A 1,436-nucleotide genomic window follows, 5' to 3' on the forward strand; every position below is an offset into this window, starting at 1 on the left:
CGCCGCGACCCCGCCACCGCCCGCCGCGCCACGGCCGCCAAGCTGCGCGGTGCCCTGCTCGTCGAGCGGCTCATCGCCGAGCACGACCCCGACTACGCGGCCTACTGCTCGTCGATGGCGGCACAGTACGGCGGAGTCGGACAGTTCGACTACGCGGCCGCCAACGCCTGCCTCGACGCCTACGCCCACCACGCGCCCCCCGGCGACAACGCCACCACCGTCCGTATGAGCATCGGTTGGGACGCCTGGCGGGACGTAGGCATGGCTCAGCACGCCCTGACCACCGACGCCCGCCACCAGGAACACCTGAAGGTGGCGCTCACCCCCGAGGACGGTGCGGCCGTCTTCGAACGAGCCCTGCACCTACAGCTGCCGCACCTGATGGTCAACACCACGCCCTTGGCGGAGGCTCGCTTCTTCTACGAGCCGGACCGCGATTCCCGACACGAGCCGGCGCCTTCCACGCAACCCGCACCGGGCGACCCCACGGCCGAACTCACCGAGATCCTGGTCGACTTGCTCGGCGTGGACACCGTCGACCCGGAGGCCGCGCTGTACGACCTCGGCGCCGACTCGCTCACCCTGCTGGAACTCATCGACGAGGTGAAGCGCCGCCACGGCACCGACATCGACCTGTCCCGGCTCAGTCACCGGGTGAGCCTCACCGAGATCCTCGGCCACCTCGACGCCGGCACGCGCGCGTCCGCCGCCGCGGTGGACGTAGAGGTCGATGTCGAGGTGTGGCAGCGCGGACCCGGCCCGGATGTCCTGTGCCTGGTCCATCCAGTGGGCGGCGACATCCAGGCCTACCGGCCCCTTGTGGCGGCCCTACCCGACGAGTTGACCGTCTGCCTCATCGCCGACCCGAAACTGCGCGACCCGGCGCAGCCCGCCCGCTCGATAGCCGACCGTGCCGCGCGCTACCTGGAAGCAGTCCGGGCCGGGTTTCCGGAACCCAACTACCGCCTGAGCCTCGCAGGTTGGTCGTTCGGTGCCTGGACCGCCCTGTCCATGGCGGCACTTGCCGAGGCCGACGGCCGACCTGTCGACGCCGTCCACCTCCTCGATCCGCCGCCACCCGGCGCCGGACAACGGCTCGCCGCCTACGACGAACGACAGGTGGACGCCGTATTCGCCCGCGAGTTGAGCGGCAACAGCAACAGCAACAGCAATGGAAATGGCAGCGGCGGCGAACGGTTGTCGGAGTCCGGTCGCGCCTACGCCGAGCGCCTCGCGCAGTGCTGCCGGACCAATCTCGCGGCCATGGCCGAACACCGGTTGCCGCGACTGCACCGGACACCCGCCGAGGTGTGGCTCGCCCAACGTCCCGTAGAGGAAGGGGTGTTGGCCCCGGAACCGACCGCCCCCGACGCGTGGGACGCCCATCTGCCCCGCCCCTTCCGCCTCCACCACGTCGACGCCACCCACTACGAACT

Annotated in this window: 1 protein-coding gene; it reads left to right on the forward strand. The window is 70.9% G+C overall.

Annotation, left to right across the window (positions count from 1 at the left end; all coding sequences use genetic code 11):
* Nucleotides 1-1,436: thioesterase domain-containing protein (locus tag ACNFOC_RS54345; protein WP_416966307.1), on the forward strand; the 1,436-nt coding region annotated here is incomplete at both ends.

Origin of the sequence: Streptomyces colwelliae, assembly GCF_048158785.1 — a bacterium.
GTDB lineage: Bacteria > Actinomycetota > Actinomycetes > Streptomycetales > Streptomycetaceae > Streptomyces.